Genomic DNA, 17699 nt, shown 5'->3' on the forward strand with positions numbered 1-17699 from the left:
AAACAAGGCCGCTTGCAAAACTGAAGAGAAACGGGAGGAGTGAGATGAAATCGACACTACTGGGCACACTGCTTGCAGTTGCCATGGCAACGAGCGCGTTCGCGCAGCCGATCAAGCTGGCCGACGTCGCCGAGCTGTCGGGCGGCGGCGCCACCGTCGGCACCAACTGGAAGAACGGCATCGATCTCGCGATCGAGGAGATCAACGCCAAGGGCGGCGTGCTCGGCCGCAAGCTCGAGGTCACCCATGCCGACTCGCAGTCCAATCCGGGCGTGGCCCGCGCGCAGGTGCAGAAGGCGCTCGACGCCGAGCCCTACGTGCTGCTCGGGCCCGGCTATTCCGGCTCGGTGAAGGTCACCGCGCCGCTCGCCGCCGAAGCCGGCATCGCGCAGATCATGGGCGGCGAAGCCGCCGAGCTGACGCAAGGAGGCAACAAGTTCTTGTTCCGCACCTCCTTCGGCCAGCAATCCTCGATGCCGAAGGTCGCCAAGTACATCCACGACGACATGAAGGCGAAAACGGTCGCGGTGGTCTGGGTCAACAATGATTTCGGCCGCGGCGGACGCGACGTCGTCGTCAAGGAGCTCGACCGCCTCGGCTCCAAGGTTGTCGCCGATCTCTCGACCGAAGCGGGACAAGCCGACTTCGCCGCCGACGTCGGCAAGATCAAGGCCGCCAATCCGGACGCTGTGTTCGTCTACCTCAACGAGGAAGAGAGCGCGCGCATCCTTAAAGAGCTGAAGCGCCAGGGCGTCACCGCGCCGCTGATGGGCGAGACCACGCTAATCGGCCAGAAGGTGATCGAGCTTGCCGGTGATGCCGCCAACGGTGCACGCGGCCATGTCGGCCTCACCACCGACGCGCCGGTCGACCTGATCAAGGGTTTCCGCGATCGGTTCTCCAAGAAGTACAACTACGTGCCCGACCATAACGGCCTGAAAGGCTATCTCGCCGTCTACATGGTGAAGGCCACCACCGAGAAGATGGGCAAGGTCGACCCGAAGGCGTTCGCCGACACGCTGCACGGGCTGACCATCAAGGCCGCTGACGAGCCGGGCATTTTGATGGACGTCACCTTCAGCGAGACCGGCGACATCGATCGCCAGAGCTTTCTGGTCGAGGTCGTGGAAGGTAAGCAGGTCGTAAAGCAGGTGCTGCCGAAGGTGAAGTGAGGTCTTCGCCTCTCCCCGCCTGCGGGGAGAGGCGAGCGCTCTTCTCCCTCTCCCCGTAAGAACGGGGAGAGGGAGAAGGGGGCTGAGCGGGGAGAGGGGAAAATGTCCAATCTGTTCGACCTTCTGGTCGCGGGACTTGCCACAGGCGCGATCTACGCGTTGGTGGCGGTCGGCTTCACGCTGCTCTGGCAGACCTCGCAGACCATCAATTTCGCACAAGGCGAGTTCGTGATGCTGCCGGCGTTCCTGATGCTGGCGGTGATGCATGTGGGGGCACCGTTCTGGCTCGCCATCATCCTCGGCATCCTCTTGTCGATGATCCTGCTCGGCCTCGCCTTCAAGATGCTGCTGGTCGATCCGATGATGCGCCACGGCGTGCTGCCGCTCGCGATCGCCACCATGGCGCTGGCGATCGGCATCAAGGAGGCCGTGAAGCAGTTCTTCAGCGCCGAAGCCTCGCCCTTTCCCTCGATCGTGCCGACCGGCGACATTTCGGTTCTCGGCCATGCCATCTCGCTGCAAAGCATCGGCGTGCTCGTCGTCGCCATTCTCGCCGTCGTCGGACTGACCACGCTCCTGAACCGCACTTCGCTCGGCCACCAGATGCAGGCGGCGGCGCAGAACCCGACGGTTGCGCGCATCATCGGCGTGCCGGTCGAGCGGATGATCCTGCTGACCTTCCTGATCAACGCCTTCCTGGTCGCGCTGGCTTCGCTACTGATCACACCGATCTATCTGGCAAAATTCTCCTCCGGCGAGGTGCTGGGCCAGGCCGCCTTCATCGCCGCGATCGTCGGTGGCTTCAACCAGGTGCGCGGCGCGATTGCCGGCGGCCTCCTGATCGGCGTGCTCGACAATCTCGCGGCCTCCTACGTCTCGACGCAATATCGCGCCGCAGTGCCGCTGCTCGTCCTGATCATCGTCATCCTGTTCCGTCCCCAGGGCCTGCTCGGCCGCGCCGAGGAGCGCACGGTATGACCGGATTTGCCAAACCCCTAAAGATCGCGCTTGGCCTCGCCGTCATCGCCGCGCTGATCGTCGTGCCCATGAACTTCAACCGCTATGGCCTGTTCATCCTGAGCCAGTGGGCCGTGATGACCATCGCCGCGATGGGGCTCAACCTCACGCTCGGCTATGCCGGCCAGGTGTCGCTGGCACAGGGCGCCTTCGTTGGCATCGGCGCCTATGCGGCCGCGATCATGACGACCCATGGCTGGCCGCTGCCCGCCGCGATCGCAGTCGCCATCGTGCTTAGCTTCGCGGTCGGCTGGGTGCTCGGTTATCCGGCGCTGCGCGTGCAGCACCACTACCTCGCCTTCGTCACGCTCGCCTTCTCCACCCTCGCTTTCCTGGTGTTCCGCAACGAGAGTTGGCTCACGGGGGGCATCTACGGCATCTCCAATATTCCGCGGCCCCATATTTTCGGCATCGCCACCAACAAGCCGCTGCCGTTCTACTATGTCTGCCTCGGCTCGCTTGCGATCGTATCGCTCGCGGTGTGGTGGCTGATCCGCTCGCCCTGGGGGCGTGCCTTCATCGCGCTGCGCGAGAATCCGCTGCGCGCGCAGTCGCTCGGCGTCGATACCCGCCGCTATACGCTGATGGCGTTCGCGATCGGCTCGGCGCTCGGCGGCGTCGCCGGCGCGCTCTATGCGCCGCTGACGCAATATATCGATCCGGTGCCGTTCAACCTGTCGCTCTCGCTGGATCTGTTGATGATGGTGATCGTCGGCGGCGCCGGCTTCTACCTCGGTCCCTTCCTCGGCGCGATGATCGCGGTGCTGCTGCCGGAATGGCTTCGCTTCACCGAGGGCTACTATCTGATGCTCTACGCGATCGCGGTGATGTTGCTGCTGATCTGGTCGCCGACGGGAATCCTGGGGATCCTCGATCGCTATATGGCCGCGCGGCGCACCAAGGCTGCGTCCGCGCTGCGTGCCGTCGCAAAATCTCGCCTGGAGACCGCGCAATGAGTGCGGTGCTCGAAGTCACGGACATCAAGAAGAACTTTGGCGGCATCAACGCGGTCGACGACGTCAGCTTCGACGTCCGCGAGGGCGAGATCCTCGGCCTGATCGGGCCGAACGGCTGCGGCAAGTCGACCCTGTTCAACTGCATCCTCGGCCAGCTCACGCCGAGCGGCGGCGAGGTCAAGCTCGACGGCAGGACCGTCACGGGCCTCCGCCCCTCCGAGCTCAACAAGCTCGGGGTCAGCCGCACCTTCCAGCTCTTGCAAGTGTTTCCAAAGCTCTCGGTGCGCGAGAACCTGATCCTTGCCGGGCAGGAGCACCAGGGCAACATGGCTTCGCGCCTCGTCGGCCGCTCCGACGCCGGGCTGACCGAGGCCGCCAACCAGATGATCGGCTTCTTCAAGCTCGACCATCTCGCTGCCGAGCCCGCCGGCGGCCTGTCCTACGGCCAGCAGAAGCTGCTCGACGCCGCGATGGCCTTCATGGGCGGACCGCGGCTGGTGCTGCTCGACGAGCCCGCCGGCGGCGTGAACCCGACGATGCTCGCGGACCTCAAGGAACGCCTGATCGCGATCAACCGCGAGAAGAACGCGACTTTCGTGGTGATCGAGCACAACATGGAATTCGTGATGTCGTTGTGCTCGCGCGTGATGGTGATGGCGGAAGGCAAGGTGCTGGCGATGGGGCGGCCGGACGAGGTCCGCAAGAACCCCGCCGTGATCGAAGCCTATCTCGGACATTGAGGAGCCTGCGGTGAGCGACACCATTCTCTCGGTTCACAATCTCGTCGGCGGCTACGGCAAGATGACCATCCTGAACGGCACGAGTTTCGCCGTGCCGCAGGCCACCATCACCACCATCATCGGTCCCAACGGCGCCGGCAAGTCGACCGTGTTCAAGGCAATCTTTGGTCTCTTGAAGCTGCGCGAGGGCAAGATCAGCTTTGCCGACCGCGACGTCACGAATTTGAGCCAGCGCGCGCTGCTCAATGCCGGTATCTGCTATGTCCCGCAGGGCCGCAACATCTTCCCCGAGCTGTCGGTACGCCACAATATCGAGCTCGGCGGCGTCGCAGCGGAGAAGGGCAACGATCTGCAGAGGCGTATCGAGGCCGCGCTCGACCTGTTCCCGGCGCTGCGGCGCAAGTCGGCGCAGCAGGCCTCGACGCTGTCGGGCGGCGAGCAGAAGCAGCTCGAGATCGCGCGCTCGCTGCTGCTCGAGCCAAAGCTCGTGCTGATCGACGAGCCATCGATCGGTCTGTCGCCGCTGATGGTGCAGCAGACTTTCGACATCCTCAAATCCCTGCGCGACCGCGGCGTGACGATCTTGATGATCGAGCAGAACGCGCGCTCGGCGCTGGAGATTTCTAATTTCGGCATCGTGCTCGAGCTCGGCCAGACCCGCATGTTCGACAAGGCCGAGCGGATTTTGAACGATCCCCGCATCGGGCAATTGTTCCTGGGCGGCGCCATGGAGGAAAGTGCGGCATGAACAAGCGCTCCATCGCAACGGTCTCCCTCTCAGGCGCGCTGGACGAAAAGCTCCGCGCCATCGCATCGGCCGGCTTCGATGCCGTCGAGATTTTCGAGAACGACCTGTTGTCGTTCGGCGCGAGCCCGCGCGAGGTGGCGCGCCTCTGCAAGGATCTCAATCTCGAGATCTGCGCATTCCAGCCGTTCCGCGATTTCGAGGGCATGCCCGAGCCGCAGCGCGCGCGCAACTTTGCCCGCGCCGAGCGCAAGTTCGATTTGATGCAGGAGCTCGGCACCAACCTCCTTCTGATATGCAGCAACGTCTCGCCGGCTTCGCTCGGCGGCATCGACCGTGCCGCGGACGATTTCCGCGAGCTCGGCGATCGCGCAGCCAAGCGCTCTTTGCGCGTCGGTTACGAGGCGCTAGCCTGGGGACGCCACGTCAACGACTACCGCGATGCCTGGGAGATCGTGCGCCGCGCCGACCATCCCGCAATCGGCGTCATCCTCGACAGCTTTCACGCGCTGGCGCCGGGCTTTCCGACGCGCGCGATGGCCTCGATCCCCGGCGACAAGATCTTTCTGGTGCAGCTTGCCGACGCGCCGAAGCTCGAGCTCGACATCCTCTCCTGGAGCCGGCACTTCCGCTCCTTCCCCGGCCAGGGCGACCTGCCGGTCGGCGAATTCATGCAGGCGATCGCGGCGACCGGCTATGCCGGACCGCTGTCGCTCGAAATCTTCAACGACCAGTTCCGCGCCGGCTCCGCTGCGCAGACGGCGACCGACGGCCTGCGCTCGCTGATCCTGTTGCAGGACCAGCTCGCGGCAAAATGGCCGAAGCTCGCCGACAAGCAACTCGCACCGAACGCGAAGACCAGTGGCACGGGCTTCGTCGAATTCGCGGTCAACGAGACCAAGGCGAGCGAGCTTGCCGGCCTGTTGTCGCAGCTCGGCTTCCGCAAGACCGGCAAGCATCGCAGCAAGGCGGTGGAGCGCTGGTCGCAGGGTAAGGTCGAGCTCGTGATCAATTGCGAGACCGACGGCTTTGCGCATTCGCACTATGTCACGCACGGTCCGGGCGTCTGCGCCATCGCGCTCGACGTCGACGATTCCAGCCGCGCCATGGCGCGCGCGGAAGCCCTGAAGGCGCGCACCTTCTATCAACCCGTCGGCCCGGGTGAGCTGGAGATCCCCGCGATCCACGGCGTCGGCGGCAGCCTGCTGTATTTCCTCGACCAGGCCGGCAAGAACTGGGACACCGATTTCGAAGAGGTCGCGAGCAATGCCGGCGCCGATCAGCTTCTCGCGGTCGACCACATCGCGCAGTCGATGCCCTATGACGAGATGCTGTCGTGGCTGTTGTTCTATACCGGCATCCTCGACCTGACCCGCCTGCCACAGATGGAGATTGCGGACCCCCGCGGCCTCGTGCAGAGCCAGGCGATCATCAATGGCGACCAGAGCCTGCGCTTCGTGCTCAACGGCTCCTCGGCCAACCGTACGCTGCCGGCGCGCTTCATCTCGGAATTCTTTGGCTCAGGCGTGCAGCATGTCGCCTTCTCCTGCCGGGATATCTTTGCGACGGTGGCCGCCATGCGTGAGCGCGGCGCGGAGTTTCTGGAAATCCCCGACAATTACTACGACGACATCGAAGCCAAATACGATCTCGCGCCCGAGGTGATGGCGCAGCTTCGCGAGAACCAGATTCTCTACGATCGCGAGGGCGACGGCGAGTTCTTCCAGGTCTATACGCACATCTTCGACGAGCGCTTCTTCTTCGAGATCGTCGAGCGTCGCGACTATCAGGGCTTTGGCGCAGCGAATGCCGCCATCCGCCTCGGCGCGCAAGCGCGCGAGGTGCGCCCCGCGAGCATGCCGCGAATCTGATCGGATGCAGCGCCGTTGACGCTACATCCGACGACGACGATAGCCAGCTCGATGCTCAAACAATCACCTAAAGCGCGATGACGATTCATTCCAATCTCATCGCGCTTTAGCCACCTGCCTTTCGGCGATCGCGGGTGGCGGGGTCCAGAGGCGCCAGCGCAGCATCCCACTCTCGACCGGACAGGTTTCCAAGCAATCTCGAGAGCTCGACTGCGAGCGCGCGAAGCCGTGCATTCTCCTCAAGGAGCCGCAGAACTTCATCTGACGGCGACTCATCGTCATCGAACTCTTCCAGAAGCTGTGGCGACAGGAGCTTGAGCGCATCACTGGACATGACATCGTCCAAGGTTGAAATGACTTCCTGTTTCTCATTGCACGACGAATATTCGCTACTCATGGCAACCCCTCAAGGACATGCCCCCGCCGGATCCGACAACTTCACTGAGTCGCCGGCGGATTTGAGTCTGAAATCGGACCGGCGCGAGATAGCGCTGCACCAAATTAACCAAAGAACGCCCAAATCAATCTTGGAGTTTTGCAAGATATGATGTGCAACCTGTAATCGACAAAACGCTTAATGAGCGCTTAATGCTTTTGCGCAACTAATGGGTCACCAGCGCGAAAGTACGTCTTAGTCATAGTGCAAGCCGAGCCCCGCCCCCAAGGAGGCGAATCGGATGGGACTGCTTTTCATTGGCGTGGTGGCCGGAATCTTGATCGGCTTTGGCTTCTTTGCCCCCTCCCAGAGTTACTTCCTGGGCTGCGGTTCGCAACCCTGTTTCGACAGAATGGCAGTGGCTCACCCGGCCCCGACGAAGCCGGCGGCACTCGGCCCAGATCCTCTGATTGCAAGAGTACGCCCTGCGACCCCGCCCGGGCCGGACAAGAAACTATCGGAGAAGAAGCGCAGCATCGTCCATCTCGCGAAAGCGGCACCACCGACGACGCGGATCAACGTCTCGCCGTCCAGCTCGGCCACGGAGGTTTCGGATCCCGTGTCGAATAAAGCAAGGATTTCAGTTGCCGCAAAGTTGGGGGATCCGAACTCCGCCGAATTCGGCGAGATGAAGCGGGCAACCAGGAAGAACACGTTCGGGCGCCCCGTGGATACGATTTGCGGCCGCGTCAAAGGGAGAGACGCGTCGGGCGGAGAGGCGAGAGAAATGTCCTTTCTCTATCTCGTCAAGGACGATGATGCCTACGTCGTCGACGGACCGACAAATTCGGCGTCAGCGATCGCATATCGCAATATCTGCAACTAGGGGTGAAAGCAGGACGAAAAGTCGCAGGCGCGTGCGCTCAATCGAAGACCAGAGTGTGCTCGCGACATCAATCGCGCGACTGAACGATTGAATTGCGTGGAAAGAATTTCCAAGCAGCTGAACTGAAACCAGCGGCCCGGCCCAAGTCGGGGTGCGCGGGCAAGACCATAAGATCGAGTCGTAGCATCGGTTTCCCCGATGTGCGATGCGGTCACGGAATTGGTGAGGTTGGCTTCCAGAATTCTTTGCATTCGAGGACATTATGCACGATCAGGTTTATTCCGCCGAGCGGCTCAACGAATCCCTGCAATCGCCTGTCCTGGCGCTCATCGAGCCGCTCACGCTTACGCGAACCTCCATTCTGAGCATTCTCAGGCAGGAATTGGCGTCGATCGAGATCGTCGACATGGCGACTACCCGAAGCCTGGACGACGTGTCCGCACGGGATGTTCGTCTGGTGGCGCTGAGCATCGGCGATAAGACGATCGATGATCCCGCCGTCGAAGACGACCTAGCGCTGGTCGCAGAGTACTGCCCCAACGCCTCCATCGCACTCATCTCCAATCGTGATGACGAGGCCACCGCGCTGGCAGCGATGCAGCGGGGGGTGCGTGGCTTCTTCCCGACCTCGCTTCCCATCGAGGTCGCTGTTGCTGGTCTGCGCCTTGTTCTGGCCGGTGGAGTCTACAGGCCTCTGCCGATCATCGAGTTGAGCAAGACGCCGGGGTTCGAACAGCCATATCCCCGCGCACTTGCGTCTGCATATTCCGCCAATGGCGACAGGAACGTGCCCGACAGGAATACGAGCGATTTCACGCCACGCGAGCAGCAGGTGCTGACGGAATTGGAGCTTGGTCTGCCCAACAAGCTGATCGCCGCCAAGCTGAACCTCTCCGAAAACACCGTCAAAATGCATATTCAGCACATCATGCGAAAATGCGCCGCACGCAATCGCACTGAAGCAGTTCTCCGCTGGAGCGGCCGATTGTCGGGAAACGGTCGCGACAACGGCACAAACGGTGCTTCAATTCCCGAGGCGTAGGTCGCGCCCGAGCGAACTCTCAATCCTCGCGGAACGCGCCGTGGAAACTGTCGAGCAAAGGCCGCAGCGCGTAGAGCGCCACTGTGCCGCGCCCTGTCGTGATGAACACCTGAACCGGCATTCCCGGGATAATCTGGATATCGTTTGCGGCGATCTGTGCGTCGTCGATGCGAATTTTCGTCGCGTAGTACGGCTGGTCGGTGCGCTTGTCGAGGAGCCGGTCGGCAGACACCTGCGTCACGATGCCCTTCAGCCGCGGGACGCGACGCTGATTGTACGGCACGAGATGCACCTCGGCATTCAGCCCGGGATGAACCACATCGATGTCCTCGGGCCGCAGCCGCGCAGTGACGATCAGGCGATCTTGCCGCGGCACCAGATCCATCAGTGGCGCCCCCGCTCCGATCACGCCACCCGGCGTGTGAATCCGCAGGTCAGTCACCACGCCATCCTCAGGCGCCTTGACCTCCGTTCGCGATAGCTGATCCCTGGCCGAGAGCAGCCTCTCCCGCAGCTGAAATATCTGGTTCTGTGCCTCTCGCAATGCCTGTGCGATCTCGTTTTGCCTGTCGCTCTCGAGCTTGAACAAGTTGGCCTGCGATTCGTTGATCACTTGCCCGGCACGTGAAATCTGCGCGGCGATCTCGCCGCGGCGCCCTTCGATGTCAGCCAGTTCTCGTTGGAGGTTCAGAAGACGCGGCCGCCGCTCTAGACCCTTGTTGACGAGGGTGGCAACCATGTCCAGTTCCTCTCGGGCAATATCGATGCGCTGCGCGACTGCGCCCTCCTGGGCCTTGAGGCCCTCGATCTCCTTCTCGACCTGCCCCCTCCTTTCCCTGACAACCGCAACCTGCGACTGATAGACCTTCCGCCGCGACATGAAGATCGTCTGCTGGGCCGATAGAATGGTGGCGGCGGCTACATTCGCGTCCGCTTCGCGCTCGAGATCGCTCGAAAACGAGAGCTTCTCATATCCCCGCTGCTCTGCATCCAGCCGAGTTTCACGCGCCATCGCGTCCCACATCTGGCCTTGAAGGCTTTGCACCTCGGCACGCGCCTTTGTGTCATCCAGCGCGATCAATGTCTGGCCACCGCGCACGACGTCACCGTCAGAAACCAGGATTTTCCCGACGATGCCGCCTTCCAGATGCTGGATCGTCTTGCGGCTCGACTCCGATTCGACGACGCCGGAGGCGATCGCCGCGCTCTCCAGGGGTGCGAGGCCGGACCACGTGCCGAGGCCCAGCATGAAACAGAGCACGAGCAGATTGCCTGCGAGCGTAACGCCGCGGAGCCTCACGCGTGGCGAGATCGGGGTTGGGACCGAGCACCATGGAAACTCGAGCGGCTCGAAATCGTCGATTGCGGTAATCACGATTCCAAACCGTCGCCCGACCGGTGGGGCGCTTCGGGGCACACGCCTTTGCTGCCTTGGGATCATGGGCGAACCGGCTGTGCCGGAATGTTGGCGGTTGCGGACGCGTTGCCGGGTGGTTCAACTTGCGATGCCACCTGGGGCCGGCTCAGATGCCGTTCAAATATTTCCTCGCTTTCGCCGAACGCGATCACCGCGCCGCCTTCCATGATGGCGATCTTGTCGGTGGCCGCGAGAATGCCCATTCGATGGGTGACGACGATCACCGTGGCGTTGGCCATCTTCATCTGCTCGATGGCGTCCAGAAGGACCCGCTCCCCTGCGTAGTCGAGGCTGGCATTCGGCTCGTCGAGAACGACGAGCCGCGGATTGCCGAAGAAGGCGCGGGCAAGGCCAAGGCGCTGCCGATAGCCGCGCGAAAAGACCAAACCCCCATTGGGAACCAAGGTGGCATAAGCCTGCGGCATCCGCATGATCGCATCGTGGATGCCAACCAGCCTGGCGGCCTCGACGACTTTCTGCGGATCGGCATCATCAAGTCGCGCAATGATGTCGTTGATCGTTTCGCCGAGGAGGTTGATGTCCTGCGGGAGGTATCCGAGACGATACCCGCTTCGTCCCAGCGATGCGTCGGTATTGTCGAGCAAGACGCGACCGTGTGTCGGGGCGGTGAGCCCGGCGATGACCTGACCGAGCAGTGACTTGCCGGAGCCGGAGGGACCGATGATGCCAAGGCATTCTCCGGGCGCGAGGCTGAACGAGACGCCCTTCAGCAGGAAATTGTTGGAGCCCGGCAGCTTCAGGCCGACGTTATCGACGACGAGGCCGCTCAGCGGCCGTTGGGACGCGACTTTTGCATTCGCTCGCGCGGGCGGCAGCACGGTGAGCACGGCGGCGAGCCGCCGATAGGCTTTCACTGCCATCGCAAGTGATTTCCAGCTGGCAATCGCGCTCTCCACCGGTGCGATGGCCCGGCCAGACATCAGCGTCGCCACAAAGATGATGGCCGGGCTCTTGCCGTAATCGAGGACAAGCCAGGCGGCCGCCCCCATCATCAGGACCTGTGACAGCGCACGCAGCGGCTTGGCGGCGAGCATGACGATCTCGTACCGCGAGAGCGCCAGATCGCTCTCTCTGCGCGCGTCCTGTGCGTCGTGGTGGATCAGGCGCGCCGTGCCGTCGAGCATCCCCATGGCGCGGATCAGGTGAATATTGCCGACCGCTGCCGCGAGGCGGCCGTAACTCCTGGACAACGCGGCGCCGGATTTCGCTGTCGCATCTTCCGTGACCAGGTCGCCCGCAATCGTGACGCCAAACAGCAGGACCACGCTGCACGCCCCCACCGCGCCAAGCAAGGGGTGAACGAGAAAGAGGACACATAGAAAGGAAGGCGTCCAGAGCGCATCAAACAACAATGGACATGCGCCGGATTCGACGAACTGGCGCAGAGCGGTCAGATCCCGATATGCCTCCGGCGACTGCGTCCCATCGCCACGAAAGGCAGATTCGAGACAGGCCGCAAGCACGGAAGGACGAAGTCGGTCTTCGAGCCATGCGCCAAGGCGCCCCAGCAAGGCGCGGCGCAATGCATCGAGCACTCCGCCGACGACGACCGTGAGCGCGACGATGAGGGTAAGCATCAGAAGCGTGTCACCGCTCCGGCTCGACAGGACCCGATCATAGATCTGAAGAAGGTAGATCGAAGGCGCAAACAGAAGCAAATTGTAGCTGCAACTGTATGCGAACACGAGGCCGAACGGGCCCGCGCAGGCCCAAAGCGCCGCCTCCAACGGAGTCCGGGCCGGCGGCAGGATCGATGTTCGCAAAGGCGCCATCAGCATTTTTCGTCACCGCCGGAGATTGGGCTTGGCCCCCACACTTGCCCGTCGATCCGACGGGACAACGGATCGACGGAGCATGGGCGGCATATCCTGGACCGGCGGCACGCGCCGCCGGTCTCCGCCGCGCAGACGAGCCGCTGGTCAGAGTACGTCGAAGTGGAAGTCCACCTCGCCGCCCAATGCGGCGTTGCCGTTTCCGCCACTGCCGCCGATGCCGGCCACGACGTCCTGGTGCTGGTCCACCCACAGCTTGTTGATCTGGGTGGCATCCGTGTTCGCATAGACCTTCGAGGTATCGTAGCCGCTGTACGATTTCTGATTCCCGTTCGACTCGGCTTCTCCCCCATGAGCCTTTGCGAACCACGAGGCCGTCGCGTTCGCGCCGCCGGCGTCCCAGTCCGCCGTTTGCTTGACGTGATCGCCGGTGTTGACGTGCACGTCGGCACCTTCCGCCTTGTTGGTTGGGTCGAAGGTGAGCGTCGGCTTGTTGATGATGGCTCCCTTGAAGGTGCCGTCACCGCCGTTTCCGACGTTCTGACCGCCGGTGTTGATCGATTTGAAGTCGATTGAGTCCGAGATGTGTATCGCCTTGGGCATCATTTGAGCCTCCGTCGTTCTGTTGCCTTGTCTGCATCATCCATCCCGATCAGACGGACGCGCTCGGCAAGTCTGATCCGCGCTTGCTCGACGATGATAGATGTCAAATCGAACACCATCCGGTTTGGTGGCCTACGTTAGAAAGTATGACCCGCGTCGTGAAATCGAGATGCTGCAAGGCGCGGGGGAGGAGCTGTCTGTTCGATCGCGCGGATGCGCAGAGTGGTCGCAAGGCGTGCCGCCTTGCGACCGCGCCGGCCGAGCACTGGAAAGCCTCGTTATGCCACCAGGTGAAGATCCGACAACAGATGCGCGGCAAGATCGCCACCCGATGCGAGATTACCGTGACCGCCGTCCCCGCCAACTCCGGCGATCTGGACTGCGCTCTGGTCGATGTGCACGTTGTTGATCTGATCTGCTTCGGCCGTCGAATGCGGACCGGCGATGGCGATGTTGATGGGAGCATAGATCGCGACGCTGACGTCGATCAGGCTTCCCGTGAAATGCCCGCTTCCACCATTGCCGGCACCGTTCGACCCGGTCGCAATCGCATCGGAGCCGCCCCACAAGCCGAGTGAGGCAAGGTTTCCGCTGCCGCCCATCGCAACGTTCCCGTTGCCGCCATGTCCCCCGATGCCGGCTAGCTGAAGGGCGGATTGATCCACATAGACGTTATTGGTCTGCACCGCGTAAGCGCTGGAATTATAACCCGCAACTGCGATGTTGATCGGGTCGTACAGCACAACGGACGTATGGACGAGGCTTCCCTGGAAGGAGCCGTCTCCGCCATTGCCGGCCTGGCTACCGCCCGTGTCGACCAGATGCCAGGCGCTTCCGCCGTTGCTTGATCCCCAGGCGGGATCGAGCGTGATGACGCTGCCGCCGACGGACACGTTGCCGTTTCCGCCATTGCCGCCAACGCCTGCAATCTGGACGGCCGACTGATCGATCTCGACCGAATTTGACTGATTTGCATAGGCGGTGCCGCCTGGGCCCGCCACCGCAATGTTGACCGGATGGTAGATCACGATGGGAGCATCTACCAGCGCGCCCGAGAAGTAGCCGCTGCCGCCATTGCCGGCGCCATTGCCGCCAGTCGAGATGACGTCGAAGCCCGGGGAAGCACTAACGCTTCCTCCCGATGCCATGTTGCCGTTGCCGCCGCTGCCGCCGACGCCGGCCATCTGAAAGGCGGATTGATCGACCGTCACGTCGTTGATTTGCTGCGCCAGGGCTACAGAGCCGTAACCTACCGCCACCGAGATATTGATCGGCTCATAGATCAGAATGGAGGCATGAATGACGCCTCCATAAGAATAGCCATTTCCACCATCACCGGCCGTGTTGTCCCCGCTCCCGATCGAGCCCGAACCGAGCAATGGATTGCTCGATCCTGCTTCGATTCCGCCCGATGGCGTGATGTGGTTGACGCTATCGGAGTGGGCGGGGGCAGTATCCAGCCGGCTTGAAATCTCGACTGGAGAATGCGCCTCTGGGGCTGCAAACGAGACGCGGCTATGAACGCCAGCTCCATCGTCGCCCCAAACCGGCATGGCGTGAGGCAAAGAATCCTTCAGTGCCCAGACAGGCCCGCTATGACCATCATGCCCAACATGGTCGTGGAACCGATCAAGCGGTACGATCGCGTCCGACGGGTAACGGAAATTCATGGCCGCCTCCCTCGTCGCAATCGCTCTGCACAATCCGACGGGCCTCTCCCCGACCTCAAGGAGAGTGTCGGCCTGGGAAGGCCAAAAGCCGAGTCGTCAATTCGGGTGCAGCGATTCGGATAATGGACGCCAGATCGGCTACACCCGTTTGGGAGCGGTCCCTCTCCCCGCGAAGAACGGGGAGAGGAGGAGACTCAAGCTCACTTCATCGGGCACTTGTCGTGGAAGCGGTCCTGGTCGTCCTTGACGATGGTGGCGACCGTCTTCAGCGCGAGCTGGCCATCGGCATCCTTGACCACGTCCTGCAAATAGAAATTCTGGATCGGGATGTGGTTGTTGCCGTATTTGAACGAGCCGCGCAGCGACTTGAAGTTGGCCTTCTCCATCTCGGCCTTCATCGCGTCCTTCTTGCTGGTGTCGCCCTTCACCGCCACGACCGCGCTGTTGACGAGCTGGGCCGCGTCATAGGCTTGCGCGCCGTAATAGGTCGGGCGCAGGTTGGTGTACTTCTTGCGATAGTCGGCGACGAAGCGCTTGTTCTCCTCGTTCGGGAGATCGTTGACCCATTCCTGCGCGCCGGGAATACCCAGCGCATTCTCTTTTTGAAGCGGCAGCGACAGCTCGTCGACGGTGAACACAGTGTAGAGCGGAATCTGGGTCTTCAGGCCCGCCTGCACATACTGATTGAGGAACTGCACGCCGGCCGCGCCTGGATAGAACACGAAGATCGAATCCGCGCCCGAGGCGCGGGCCTTCGACAGCTCGGCGGAGAAATCGAGCTGGCTCGGCCACACCGTATATTCCTCGCCCTTGATCTCGCCCTTGAAGGTGCTCTTGACGCCCGCGAGCATGTCCTTGCCCGCGGCGTAGTTCGGCCCGATCAGGAAGACGCTCTTGACGCCCTTCTGATTCATGTATTGGCCCATCGCCTGCGGCGTCTGGTCGTTCTGCCAGGAGGTCGAGAATACGTAAGGCGAGCAGAGCTCGCCGGCGAGCTGCGAGGGGCCGGCATTGGCCGAGATCAGGAAGGTCTTTGAATCCACCGCGGTCTTGAGCGAGGCGAGCAGCACGTTGGACCAGATGTAGCCGACGATGAAATCGACCTTGTCGGACTGCACGAGTTTTTCGGTCTTCTGCTTGCCGACGTCGGGCTTCTGCTGGTCGTCCTCGTAGATCACCTCGACCGGCTTGCCGTCCATCTTGCGGCCGAGATGGTCGAGCGCGAGCTCGAAGGAGTTACGCATGTCGTTGCCGATGACAGCGGTCGGGCCGCTGAAGGTCGAGACGAAGCCGATCTTGATGGTGTCGCCGGCCGATGCCGGGCTTGCCAGCGCGAGCGCAGCCGCACCCGCCAGCCAGAATGCTGTCCTCATAACCACTCCCCTCCTCATTTTCATTGCCCCGAAATGGCGGATGGCCCGCTTCCGGATCATTCTGTTTAGGACGCAAAATCGTGTGAGCCGTCAATGGCTCAGCGCCTGCTCCTGCACCATAATTCGCCCTAATCCCCGATGGCAAGAAATATAGTTCTACTCACTCTGATGGGGGTGCGGCGCATGTTCGCGCCCCCTTTCGATATACCGGCTCTATTCCTCAATTGAGGACGGCTATTGGACCGAGACCCCGTCCTCGCTCTTTAATGAGTGGTGCACACCCAGCGAATCGAGGGCCGCTTTCATGACTGCGAAACCCCACCGCGTCGTCATCGTCGGAGCCGGCTTTGGCGGGCTAGAGACGACCTATCGGCTCGCAGGCAGCCCGGTCGAGATCACGCTGATCGACCGCCGCAACCATCATCTGTTTCAGCCGCTGCTCTACCAGGTTGCGACCGCTTCGCTTGCGACCAGCGACATCGCCTGGCCGATCCGCCACCTCATGCGGGCGCGACGCGAGGTGACGACGCTGTTTGCGACCGTGAGCGGCGTCGATGCCGAGCGGCGCGCCGTGCTGCTCGATGATGGCAGCGAAGTTCCTTACGACACGCTGGTGCTGGCGACCGGCGTCCGCCACGCCTATTTCGGCCATGACGAATGGGAGCAGTTCGCGCCGGGCCTGAAGACGCTGGAGGACGCGACCACGCTGCGCCGTCACATCCTCGTCGCCTTCGAGCGCGCCGAGCGTGAGACCGATCCGGCGCGCCGCGCGGCTCGGCTGACCTTCGTCATCATCGGCGCCGGTCCGACCGGCGTCGAACTTGCCGGCACCATCGCCGAAATGGCGCATCACACGCTGCCGGGCGATTTTCGCAACATCGACACGCGCAAGGCGCGCGTCGTGCTGATCGAGGCGGGGCCGCGCGTGCTCGCCGGCTTTGCCGACGATCTCTCGGCATATGCACAGGCCTCGCTGGAAAAGATCGGCGTCGAGGTCGTGCTCGGCCAGCCCGTCACCGAGGTCGACCGCGATGGCGTGGTCCATGGCGGGCAGCGGCTCAACGCGAAGACAAGGATCTGGGCCGCAGGCGTGCGCGCCTCGCCCGCCGCCGAATGGCTGAATGCACCGGCCGACCGCGCCGGCCGCGTCGAGGTCGCAGACGACCTGACCGTGCCCGGCCATCCGGATGTGTTTGCCATCGGCGACACCGTCACGATCCCAGCGTGGGACGGCAAGCCGGTGCCCGGCATCGCACCGGCCGCGAAGCAGCAGGGGCGTTATGTTGCGAACCTCATCAAGGCACGACTGCGCGGCGAGAAGCTCGGCCCATTCCGCTACAAGCACGCCGGCAGCCTCGCACAGATCGGCAAGCGCCTCGCGGTGATCGATTTCGGCCGCGTCAAACTGCGCGGCGCGATCGCGTGGTGGATCTGGGGCATTGCCCACATCTACTTCCTGATCGGCCTGCGCCACCGCCTTGCCGTCGCGCTCACCTGGCTCTGGATCTACGTCCGCGACCAGCGCGCCGCACGCCTGATCACGCAAGGCTCAAGCAAGGTGGTGGGGTAGAATATCTAGTACTTTAGGACTGTCCTTGTTCCGTCGCCAATGACTTACGGTATCGGTCGAACGGCTCTCCTCTTGGCCGTTCTGAATGCGAGGTTCTGGATCGTTTCTTCCGGCTTCTCCCTGCCGGGCCTCGTGCCTTCTCGGCCGCCCCGGTTGGGCGGCCTCTTTTATTCGTCCTGCCTAGACCCTGCCCTTGATCTCATAGTGACCCGGCACGCATTTGTAGCGCTCGATATGCCAGTTTGAATGATAGATCGGATGCTCACCCATCCACTTCGCAAGTGGTGCTTGCGCACCTTTCATGCAGTCTTGAAACGTAATCTCCGGCGTCATGTTGCTGTCGGTAACGATTTCCTCGACGCAACTTCCCGCAGCGACGCCACCGAAGTGGCAGAGAACGGCAACGACCGTCACGAACATGCGTCGCCCCCTTCCCTACGGCAGATTGGCGGCGGCGAACTCCGCAAG

16 protein-coding genes are annotated in these 17699 nt (G+C 62.7%); 9 read left to right on the forward strand and 7 right to left on the reverse strand.

Annotation, left to right across the window (positions count from 1 at the left end):
* The first annotated feature begins 44 nt into the window (after nt 1–44).
* The 6 genes from QQL28_RS12110 to QQL28_RS12135 all read left to right on the forward strand — a co-directional run bounded on the left by QQL28_RS12110 (nt 45) and on the right by QQL28_RS12135 (nt 6501).
* On the forward strand, nt 45–1172 hold the full coding sequence (locus QQL28_RS12110; RefSeq protein ID WP_284265205.1) for an ABC transporter substrate-binding protein: 1128 nt from the start codon (nt 45–47) through the stop codon (nt 1170–1172).
* Nucleotides 1173–1274: 102 nt separating this feature from the next.
* Entirely contained in the window at nt 1275–2150 is an 876-nt protein-coding gene (locus QQL28_RS12115) for a branched-chain amino acid ABC transporter permease (protein WP_284265206.1), read from the forward strand.
* Complete coding sequence (locus QQL28_RS12120; RefSeq protein ID WP_284265208.1) at nt 2147–3145, forward strand: branched-chain amino acid ABC transporter permease; 999 nt, start codon at nt 2147–2149, stop codon at nt 3143–3145. The genes QQL28_RS12115 and QQL28_RS12120 overlap by 4 nt, the downstream gene beginning before the upstream one ends.
* Complete coding sequence (locus QQL28_RS12125) at nt 3142–3885, forward strand: ABC transporter ATP-binding protein (RefSeq protein ID WP_284265210.1); 744 nt, start codon at nt 3142–3144, stop codon at nt 3883–3885. Before QQL28_RS12120 ends, QQL28_RS12125 begins: the two co-directional genes overlap by 4 nt.
* 10 nt (nt 3886–3895) lie before the next feature.
* The gene (locus tag QQL28_RS12130; protein ID WP_284265212.1) at nt 3896–4633 is read left to right on the forward strand and encodes an ABC transporter ATP-binding protein; all 738 of its coding nucleotides are present in this window, start codon (nt 3896–3898) and stop codon (nt 4631–4633) included.
* Nucleotides 4630–6501, forward strand: coding sequence for a bifunctional sugar phosphate isomerase/epimerase/4-hydroxyphenylpyruvate dioxygenase family protein (locus tag QQL28_RS12135; RefSeq protein ID WP_284265214.1), 1872 nt, complete (start codon nt 4630–4632; stop codon nt 6499–6501). The genes QQL28_RS12130 and QQL28_RS12135 overlap by 4 nt, the downstream gene beginning before the upstream one ends.
* Before the next feature lie 106 nt (nt 6502–6607).
* On the opposite strand, the gene QQL28_RS12140 is transcribed toward QQL28_RS12135, so the two are convergent.
* A complete protein-coding gene (locus tag QQL28_RS12140; protein WP_284265217.1) occupies nt 6608–6898 on the reverse strand; it encodes a hypothetical protein in 291 nt (96 codons plus the stop codon).
* 280 nt (nt 6899–7178) lie between these two features.
* Between QQL28_RS12140 and QQL28_RS12145 the strand changes: the two genes are divergently transcribed.
* On the forward strand, nt 7179–7763 hold the full coding sequence (locus tag QQL28_RS12145) for a hypothetical protein (protein WP_284265219.1): 585 nt from the start codon (nt 7179–7181) through the stop codon (nt 7761–7763).
* A 262-nt stretch (nt 7764–8025) separates the two neighbouring features.
* Nucleotides 8026–8805, forward strand: coding sequence for a helix-turn-helix transcriptional regulator (locus tag QQL28_RS12150; protein WP_284265221.1), 780 nt, complete (start codon nt 8026–8028; stop codon nt 8803–8805).
* Between the two features lie 19 nt (nt 8806–8824).
* Here QQL28_RS12150 and QQL28_RS12155 read toward each other — a convergent pair whose 3' ends face one another.
* The 5 genes from QQL28_RS12155 to QQL28_RS12175 all read right to left on the reverse strand — a co-directional run bounded on the left by QQL28_RS12155 (nt 8825) and on the right by QQL28_RS12175 (nt 15661).
* A complete protein-coding gene (locus QQL28_RS12155; protein ID WP_284265223.1) occupies nt 8825–10246 on the reverse strand; it encodes an HlyD family type I secretion periplasmic adaptor subunit in 1422 nt (473 codons plus the stop codon).
* Nucleotides 10243–12021: a type I secretion system permease/ATPase gene (locus tag QQL28_RS12160; protein ID WP_284265225.1), complete on the reverse strand. Its 1779-nt coding sequence runs from the start codon at nt 12019–12021 to the stop codon at nt 10243–10245. Before QQL28_RS12160 ends, QQL28_RS12155 begins: the two co-directional genes overlap by 4 nt.
* Before the next feature lie 141 nt (nt 12022–12162).
* Nucleotides 12163–12621, reverse strand: a complete 459-nt coding sequence (locus QQL28_RS12165) for a hypothetical protein (RefSeq protein ID WP_284265227.1) — start codon at nt 12619–12621, stop codon at nt 12163–12165.
* Between the two features lie 275 nt (nt 12622–12896).
* A complete protein-coding gene (locus tag QQL28_RS12170) occupies nt 12897–14288 on the reverse strand; it encodes a hypothetical protein (RefSeq protein WP_284265229.1) in 1392 nt (463 codons plus the stop codon).
* Between the two features lie 200 nt (nt 14289–14488).
* Nucleotides 14489–15661, reverse strand: a complete 1173-nt coding sequence (locus QQL28_RS12175) for an ABC transporter substrate-binding protein (RefSeq protein ID WP_284265231.1) — start codon at nt 15659–15661, stop codon at nt 14489–14491.
* Between the two features lie 304 nt (nt 15662–15965).
* On the opposite strand from QQL28_RS12175, the gene QQL28_RS12180 reads away from it, so the two are divergent.
* Entirely contained in the window at nt 15966–17231 is a 1266-nt protein-coding gene (locus QQL28_RS12180; protein ID WP_284265233.1) for an NAD(P)/FAD-dependent oxidoreductase, read from the forward strand.
* 180 nt (nt 17232–17411) lie between these two features.
* Here the strand turns inward: QQL28_RS12180 and QQL28_RS12185 are convergent, their stop codons facing one another.
* Nucleotides 17412–17651 carry a hypothetical protein gene (locus tag QQL28_RS12185; protein ID WP_284265235.1) on the reverse strand — a complete coding sequence of 80 codons (240 nt, stop codon included), beginning with the start codon at nt 17649–17651 and terminating at the stop codon, nt 17412–17414.
* Nucleotides 17652–17699: the final 48 nt, after the last annotated feature.

The organism is Bradyrhizobium iriomotense (genome assembly GCF_030160715.1).
Lineage (GTDB): Bacteria > Pseudomonadota > Alphaproteobacteria > Rhizobiales > Xanthobacteraceae > Bradyrhizobium > Bradyrhizobium iriomotense.

Bases quoted from the DNA above. Each gene is read 5' to 3' on its own strand.
- QQL28_RS12110 (WP_284265205.1), top strand. From the start codon at position 45: ATGAAATCGACACTACTGGGCACACTGCTTGCAGTTGCCATGGCAACG.
- QQL28_RS12115 (WP_284265206.1), top strand. From the start codon at position 1,275: ATGTCCAATCTGTTCGACCTTCTGGTCGCGGGACTTGCCACAGGCGCG.
- QQL28_RS12120 (WP_284265208.1), top strand. From the start codon at position 2,147: ATGACCGGATTTGCCAAACCCCTAAAGATCGCGCTTGGCCTCGCCGTC.
- QQL28_RS12125 (WP_284265210.1), top strand. From the start codon at position 3,142: ATGAGTGCGGTGCTCGAAGTCACGGACATCAAGAAGAACTTTGGCGGC.
- QQL28_RS12135 (WP_284265214.1), top strand. From the start codon at position 4,630: ATGAACAAGCGCTCCATCGCAACGGTCTCCCTCTCAGGCGCGCTGGAC.
- QQL28_RS12140 (WP_284265217.1), bottom strand. From the start codon at position 6,898: ATGAGTAGCGAATATTCGTCGTGCAATGAGAAACAGGAAGTCATTTCA.
- QQL28_RS12145 (WP_284265219.1), top strand. From the start codon at position 7,179: ATGGGACTGCTTTTCATTGGCGTGGTGGCCGGAATCTTGATCGGCTTT.
- QQL28_RS12150 (WP_284265221.1), top strand. From the start codon at position 8,026: ATGCACGATCAGGTTTATTCCGCCGAGCGGCTCAACGAATCCCTGCAA.
- QQL28_RS12155 (WP_284265223.1), bottom strand. From the start codon at position 10,246: ATGATCCCAAGGCAGCAAAGGCGTGTGCCCCGAAGCGCCCCACCGGTC.
- QQL28_RS12160 (WP_284265225.1), bottom strand. From the start codon at position 12,021: ATGCTGATGGCGCCTTTGCGAACATCGATCCTGCCGCCGGCCCGGACT.
- QQL28_RS12165 (WP_284265227.1), bottom strand. From the start codon at position 12,621: ATGATGCCCAAGGCGATACACATCTCGGACTCAATCGACTTCAAATCG.
- QQL28_RS12170 (WP_284265229.1), bottom strand. From the start codon at position 14,288: ATGAATTTCCGTTACCCGTCGGACGCGATCGTACCGCTTGATCGGTTC.
- QQL28_RS12175 (WP_284265231.1), bottom strand. From the start codon at position 15,661: ATGAGGACAGCATTCTGGCTGGCGGGTGCGGCTGCGCTCGCGCTGGCA.
- QQL28_RS12180 (WP_284265233.1), top strand. From the start codon at position 15,966: ATGACTGCGAAACCCCACCGCGTCGTCATCGTCGGAGCCGGCTTTGGC.
- QQL28_RS12185 (WP_284265235.1), bottom strand. From the start codon at position 17,651: ATGTTCGTGACGGTCGTTGCCGTTCTCTGCCACTTCGGTGGCGTCGCT.